The sequence below is a fragment of the candidate division WOR-3 bacterium genome, assembly GCA_026418155.1.
In the GTDB taxonomy this organism is placed as follows: Bacteria; Hydrothermota; Tepidihabitantia; order Tepidihabitantales; family CAIPLT01; genus JAOABV01.
In genome coordinates this window covers 1-7,475 of record JAOABV010000020.1, presented here as the reverse complement: position 1 = coordinate 7,475, position 7,475 = coordinate 1, and the positions used below count along the sequence as shown (strand labels likewise).

Here is a 7,475-nt window from a genome sequence, read left to right as displayed (position 1 = left end):
TTTAACTTGTAATGTAATTGAATTTGAGCAATAATAAAAAACTTCTGCTTTTTGAAATAAATTGATTGGGCATAATAAATAGAAACTTCTGTAAAACTTAAATTATTCTTAAAATCACAACTAAAGAGTTGACGAATATTTATTATTTAGTTATAATAAATATCTTTATGATGGCAAATGTTTTTTTAATACATTTTCCGAACAATCATCTAACTTTTGTTTTATAGGAGGTGTAGTTGAAGACTCAAATATCAACAACAGACATTGAATCAATTGATTTAGAAAAAGTTAACGAAATCATCGATGGTTATGGTAATAAACGAAGTGCATTAATTGCAATTCTGCAAGATATTCAAGATATGTTTCATTATCTTCCTGAATCGGCTTTATGCGAGGTAGCTAAGAGATTAAATATTCCCTTATCTGAAGTCTATAGTGTGGCGACTTTCTTCCGAGCCTTTAGTTTAGTGCCACGGGGCAAACACACTTGCACTGTTTGTATGGGAACTGCTTGTCATGTTCGTGGCGCGCCAAGGATTTTAGAAGAGTTTGAGCGACGGCTCAATATCAAAGCCGGCGAAACTACGCCTGACCGCCAATTCAGTTTAGAAAGTGTTAACTGTCTTGGTTGTTGTGCCATCGGACCCGTGGTAGTAATTGATAAAGACTATTATGGTCAGATGAACACAAATCGAGTACCGAAATTGATACAACAATATCAAACTAAATCAAAAAGGTGACACATGAAAAAACTTAATTCAGCAAAAGATTTAGAAAAATTTATCCAAAAAGCCAAAGAAAAACAACATCTCGAACTGCCAACAATTGTTGTCAGTTCAGGAACTTGTGGTCGAGCGCGCGGTTCAGAAAAAGTCTTTAAGACTTTTGAAAAGTTAATTAAAAGAAAAAATCTTAAGGACAAACTAAATCTTCGAAGTAGTGGTTGTCACGGCTTCTGTGAAGCCGAGCCCAATGTGATAATCTTTCCCGGTGGTGCTAACGGTAATAAGCCAATTTTCTACCAGAAATTGACTCCAGAAGATGTTGAGGCAGTTATTGAAAAAACTGTTCTTAATAATGAAATTATTGACCGACTTCGATACGAAGACCCTTTGACGAAGCAGAAGTTTACTTATTACGATGAGATTCCATTTTATAAAAAGCAGTATCGTTTAATTTCCGGTAACAATGTCTTTGTTGACCCAACTGATATAAATGACTATTTTGCGATAGGTGGTTATCGAGCCTTGGCAAAAGCCCTGACGATGAGCCCGGAAGATATTATCGCCGAAGTAAAAAAATCGGGTTTAAGAGGCCGTGGTGGTGCTGGTTTTCCCACTGGCCTTAAATGGGAATTCTGCCGAAAACAAAAAGGTGACGAAAAATATATTATCTGTAATGCAGACGAAGGCGACCCAGGGGCTTATATGGACCGAAGTTTATTAGAAGGTAATCCGCACTGTGTGATTGAAGGTATGATTATTGGTGGTTATGCGATTGGTGCTAAACAAGGTATTGTCTATGTTCGGACAGAATATCCGTTAGCAATTGAAAACCTCAAAATTGCTTTGGACCAGGCAAAAAAATCTGGTCTGTTAGGCGAGAATATTTTGGGTTCAGGTTTTAATTTTGATATTACGATTGCTCGGGGTGCTGGTGCGTTTGTCTGTGGTGAAGAGACCGCTTTGATTGCTTCCATTGAAGGCAGAATTGGCGAACCCAGACAGAGACCGCCATATCCGGCAGAAAAAGGTCTTTGGGGAAAGCCGACTAATATCAATAATGTTGAAACTTGGGGAACAATTCCAACCATAATTAATCAAGGCGCAGAAAAATTTTCTGCAATTGGCACCGAAAAAAGTAAAGGCACAAAAATCTTTTCTTTAGTGGGCAAAGTAAGAAATACTGGTTTAGTTGAAGTGCCTATGGGTATTACGCTAAGAGAAATTATCTTTGATATTGGTGGCGGTATTCCTGAAAATAAACAATTCAAAGCCGTGCAAACCGGCGGTCCTTCTGGTGGTTGTATGCCTAAAGAACTGTTAGACTTACAAATTGATTATGAAGGTTTAACTGCCGCAGGCTCAATGATGGGCTCAGGTGGAATGATTGTAATGGATGAGAATACCTGTATGGTCGATGTTGCCAAATACTTCTTAAACTTTTTACGAGATGAATCCTGTGGAAAATGTTTTTCGTGTCGGGAAGGCACGCAACGAATGTATGAGATTGTTTCGGATATAACTGAAGGTAAAGGTCAAGAAGGTGATATTGAATTCTTAAAAGAAGTTGCTCAAATGGTAAAAGATGCGTCAATGTGTGGCTTAGGTCAGACGGCGGCTAATCCCGTGCTTTCAACTCTTCGCTATTTTGAAGACGAATATCTGGCACACATTAAAGATAAAAAGTGTCCGGCTGGTGTATGTAAAACGCTCATAAAATATCTGATATTACCGGATAAATGCACGGGCTGTATGAAATGTATCAAAGTTTGTCCGCAAAATGCGATTTCAGGCGAACGGAAAAAAGTCCACACGATTAATCAGGAATTATGTATTAAATGTGGAATCTGCAAAGATACTTGCCCCTTTAAGGCAATAATCATAGAATAGGAGAATTAATGCCCAAAATTAGAATTAATGGAATTGATTTTGAATTTGATAAAGGAACAACTTTATTAGAAGCAGCAAAGTTTTTAGGCTTAGAAATTCCCACGCTTTGCTATAATGAAGGACTCAATCCTTATGGTGCTTGTCGACTCTGTGTGGTTGAGATTGCTTATGCTAATAATCCTAATAACACGAAATTAGTCTCATCTTGCACTTATCCCGTGGAAGATAATTTAATTGTTCGCACGCATTCCAAACGTGTAATGCAAACGCGCAGATTGTTACTGGAAATGTATTTAGCAACCTGCCCGCAATCGAAAATCATTCAGGATTTAGCCTCTAAATGGGAGGTAACTCAATGTCGGTTTAGAAATATTAGATATGATGATTGTATCTATTGTGGTTTATGCGTGCGAATGTGTGCCGAACAGATGGATGGCAGGGCAATTAGTTTTGTCCAAAGAGGCTATAAACGGAAAATTACGACGCCATTTGATAAAAAATCTGAAGTCTGTCGACTTTGCGGTGGTTGTATCTATATCTGCCCAGCCTGTCAAGCGCGTTGTCAAGGACCAGATGAAAAAGAACCGATTTGTAATGCTTGTGTTTCAGAAAATCCACCTTGTCTTGAAGCCTGGGAAGATATGAAATGTTATATGGACCCATGTGCTTGGTGTGAACAAGAAAAAAGAGACAATATAAAGAAATGAAAAGAGCACCTTGCATCACACAAATTTTATTAATGTCACGAATGCATCTATCTTATAATGGTTCATTCGTGGATTTAGTTCATTTGTGTGATTCAGGTCCAAATTCAATAAATATAAAGATAATAAAGATTATTTAGGAGGAAATAACAAATGCCAACATTTACCAGATTAAATGCATCAGCAGCAACATTAACTAAAAACCGAACCGAAGATTCAAGAACTCATATTAGTGGAATGTGTGTTACTTGTGTTGATGGTTGTATTGGAATGTGCGAAATTGGAAAATCGGCTTATCGAGGCGCTGAGGTAATCTATCCCCAACCTTTCGGTATTATCACAACCGCATCTGAAAAAAATTATCCGGTTGACTATTCGCATTTTACAATTCAAGGAACCGCAGTCGGTGCTCATGGGATTGAAGCGGATTCAGATAAAGCAATCTTCCCTAATGTCAATTTAGAACAACGAATTGGACATGACAAAGGCATTAAAGTCAAATTGCCTTTTGTTATTCCCGGACTGGGTTCAACGCAAATTGCGCAAAATAATTGGGAAGGATTAGCGGTCGGTGCGGCAATTACCGGAACCATTGTTACGATTGGGGAAAATGTCTGCGGTATGGATGTTAGGTCAGAAATTAAAAACGGAAGAATTGTTCACTCACCGGAATTAGAAAGAAGAGTTAGACTCTTTATGGACTGGCAGAGAAATGGCTACGGCGCAGTCGTCTTGCAAGCCAATGTTGAAGATACCCGTTTAGGTGTCCAAGAATACGCAATCGAAAAATTAGGTGTTCAAGTGGTTGAATTAAAATGGGGTCAAGGTGCAAAAGATATTGGCGGCGAAGTTAAAATCAAAGACTTGAAAAAAGCACAATTACTAAAACAACGCGGTTATGTGGTTTTGCCTGACCCTGAAGACCCAGAAGTTATTAAAGCATTTGAGCGCGGTGTGTTCCATGAATTCGAACGCCATTCGCGAGTTGGTATGGTTACCGAAGAAAGTTTTATGAAACGAGTTGAAGAATTGCGTAAAGCCGGTGCCAAATATGTCTTCTTAAAGACCGGTGCTTATCGACCAGCCGATTTAGCCCGAGCCGTAAAATTTTCTTCTAAAGCCAAGATTGATATGTTAACCGTTGACGGTGCCGGTGGCGGCACAGGAATGAGTCCCTGGCGGATGATGAATGAATGGGGTGTGCCCACAGTTGAATTACACTCCTTGTTATATCGCTACTGTGATATTTTAGCCAAAAAAGGCGAATATCTGCCAACAATTGCGATTGCGGGTGGTTTTACATTTGAAGACCAGATTTTCAAAGGATTAGCCCTGGGTGCACCTTACTTCCATATGATTGGTATGGCACGAGGTCCGCTTGCCGCAGCCATGGTTGGTAAAACTATTGGTAAACGCATTAAAGACGGTGACATTCCAGTCTACATTGAAAGATTCGGGCAAACTATTGATGAGATCTTTGTTACGGCTCCAGAATTAAGAAAAGAATACGGTGACCAATTTGACGAAATTCCACCAGGTGCAATTGGACTTTATACCTATTATCAGAGATTGGCACAAGGATTAAGACAACTAATGTGCGGTGCTCGTAAGTTCGCATTACAATATATCACCCGTGATGATATTGCAGCCTTAACTAAAGAAGCCGCAGAAATTTCCGGCATTACTTATGTGATGGATGCGGATAAAGAAGAAGCCGAAAAAATCCTGAACTCATAAGATAACTTTTGAAAAAAATATGCCACAGAGGCACAACGATTTTCTTTGTGGCCACAGTGCCTCTGTGGCTTAATTATTATACCGAGAAGATTTTGTAGCGAAATTTTTTTCATCTGGAGGAAACTATGAACTTTTCCTTAGCCGATGTTGTAAGACAACAAGTAGCCAAAGCCTCAGAACACACTAAAGTTCCAGAGTATATCTTAAGAATATTAAAATGCCCAATGCGGACTCTAAAAGTTACTTTTCCTGTGGAAATGGACAATAAAGAAGTTGTCTGTTTTACTGGCTATCGCTGTCAATATAATAATGCGCTCGGTCCCACAAAAGGCGGAGTTAGATATCATCCTGAAGTAAATGAAGATGAAGTAGTCGGTTTAGCCGCTTTGATGACTTGGAAATGTGCCTTATTAGATTTACCGTACGGCGGGGCTAAAGGTGGTGTGATTTGTGACCCAACTAAATTATCTGAAAGAGAATTAGAAAAGATTACCCGGCGCTACACCACGGAAATTATGCCGATTTTAGGACCACAAAAAGATATTCCAGCACCTGATGTTTATACTACGGCCAAAACTATGGCTTGGATGATGGATACTTATAGTATGTTTATTGGCCATGCCGAACCGGCAATTGTCACGGGTAAACCAGAAGTATTAGGTGGTTCTAAAGGTAGAAAAGAAGCAACTGGTCGAGGTGTTGCCATCTGCACCCGAGAACTATTCAAAAAACTGGGTAAGACTCTAAAAGATGTCACAGTTGCAATTCAGGGCTTTGGCAATGTTGGTAGTCATGCCGCTTTATTTTTAGAAGAGATGGGCGCTAAAATTGTAGCAATCTCTGATGCCACTTGTGGTTTTATTGATTGGAACGGACTGCCAATCAAAGAAATTATGAACGAATGCACCGAAAAACAGAAATGTTTAGCCGATTATCGGAAATTAAAACCGTGTGATAAAAACGATATTCTGTCTTTAGATGTTGATGTTTTAGTGCCTGCAGCATTAGAAAATCAGATTCATCAAGATAATGTTAATAATATCAAGGCAAAGGTTATTAGTGAAGGAGCCAACGGACCGACGACACCTGAAGCCGATACGGTCTTAGAGCAAAAAGGTGTCTATGTGATTCCGGATATTTTAGCCAATGCCGGTGGTGTTGTGGTTAGTCATCTTGAATGGGTGCAAGCATTAAGCGGTCTATATTGGGAAGCCGAAGAAGTTAATAGGTCTATGGAAAAGAGAATGGTCTCAGTATTTGATAAAGTCTGGAATAAAGCCAAAGAGTCAAAGGTCTCATTACGAACTGCGGCCTACATTGTTGCGATTGAACGCATTGCAGAAGTTTATAAATATCGCGGACTATTTCCATAATCCATCTGAATTTCTATTTTTAACTATTGCTAAAGACAACGCTGAATTTCAAAAGGAAATTAAGAAAAGAGAATTTTGCAAATATTAAATATCTGGATTATGCTGTGCGGAAATATACCTTACCACAATCTCTTTTACCTTTTCTAAAAACTCTGGTTGCAATCCTTTCTTAATCCACTTATCTTGAATCTGATTTAATCTCTGATTAGTCACTGAACTTACCGACGACACTGAAGTTTTTCTCAGTAGACTATAATATTCCCGAGCAAATGCTTTATAAAATTGATTTAAGATTATGGGCACTTGAGTTTCACCCAGCAATTTAGTAATCTCCTGCTCAATTGGTTCAATATTGACCCGATGTTTAGCGAATTGGACTGTCATCTGCTCTTTCTTATCTTGAGTTAGCGGTTTAATCTTCTGCTTTTCAGAAAATTTTGTTTCAATGCTATGAGTAAACTTAGCAACATCCCGGTCAATCTTCTTATAATACTTAGTGCTCGGTATTTGTGCCATAATCTTATCGTGTTTTTTCATAAAATAGATACTGGCTAACTTTTCAAAAAATGCTGGCCATGGTTTTTCACAAATATTAAGAAACTCTAAAATTAACCATAAAGAAGGATTTTCAATTAATCCTCGTTCCAATCTTGAAACATATACCCTACCGCTTTTTTGTGAAAACCCCAATCTTATGCCGACATCTTTTTGCGTTAAACGCGCTCTCTTCCTAATATCCTTTAGAAGTTTACCGATTTCTCTATATAAAGTAATTTCTTGGGTGATTTTATCCGTATTCATTTAAGTTTTCCAACAGGTTCTATTCTGTATATGTGCATTAGGTTCATTTGTAGGTTTACAAAATGTATACTTAAAAGTTTCCCCTAAATCAAGCAGAATTTTTCTCTAACCATATAATAACCAAGAACTAATAACAAAAAATTGGTAAACAGAGGGTATAATGCAGGGGACGGTGTAGCAAGACTTTAATTCCGTTGATTTCCGTATCTATTAAAAGACCTTATCTCTCAGTTATTAGACCGCTTAAT

Annotated in this window: 6 protein-coding genes; 5 read left to right on the top strand and 1 reads right to left on the bottom strand. The window is 38.3% G+C overall.

Features of this window, described 5'->3' with window-relative positions; translation table 11 throughout:
* Window positions 1-236 precede the first annotated feature (236 nt).
* The 5 genes from nuoE to N2201_03810 all read left to right on the top strand — a co-directional run bounded on the left by nuoE (window position 237) and on the right by N2201_03810 (window position 6,426).
* Window positions 237-740, top strand: a complete 504-nt coding sequence (gene nuoE, locus N2201_03830; protein ID MCX7785342.1) for an NADH-quinone oxidoreductase subunit NuoE — start codon at window positions 237-239, stop codon at window positions 738-740.
* A gap of 3 nt (window positions 741-743) precedes the next feature.
* Window positions 744-2,612 (top strand): NADH-quinone oxidoreductase subunit NuoF, encoded by a 1,869-nt coding sequence (gene nuoF / locus N2201_03825; GenBank protein ID MCX7785341.1) that lies wholly within the window; start codon window positions 744-746, stop codon window positions 2,610-2,612.
* Window positions 2,613-2,620: 8 nt separating this feature from the next.
* A complete protein-coding gene (locus tag N2201_03820; protein ID MCX7785340.1) occupies window positions 2,621-3,319 on the top strand; it encodes a 2Fe-2S iron-sulfur cluster-binding protein in 699 nt (232 codons plus the stop codon).
* A 150-nt stretch (window positions 3,320-3,469) separates the two neighbouring features.
* On the top strand, window positions 3,470-5,053 hold the full coding sequence (locus N2201_03815) for an FMN-binding glutamate synthase family protein (GenBank protein MCX7785339.1): 1,584 nt from the start codon (window positions 3,470-3,472) through the stop codon (window positions 5,051-5,053).
* Window positions 5,054-5,178: 125 nt separating this feature from the next.
* Complete coding sequence (locus tag N2201_03810) at window positions 5,179-6,426, top strand: Glu/Leu/Phe/Val dehydrogenase (GenBank protein ID MCX7785338.1); 1,248 nt, start codon at window positions 5,179-5,181, stop codon at window positions 6,424-6,426.
* An 84-nt stretch (window positions 6,427-6,510) separates the two neighbouring features.
* Here N2201_03810 and N2201_03805 read toward each other — a convergent pair whose 3' ends face one another.
* Window positions 6,511-7,227, bottom strand: coding sequence for a helix-turn-helix domain-containing protein (locus N2201_03805; GenBank protein ID MCX7785337.1), 717 nt, complete (start codon window positions 7,225-7,227; stop codon window positions 6,511-6,513).
* Window positions 7,228-7,475 lie beyond the last annotated feature (248 nt).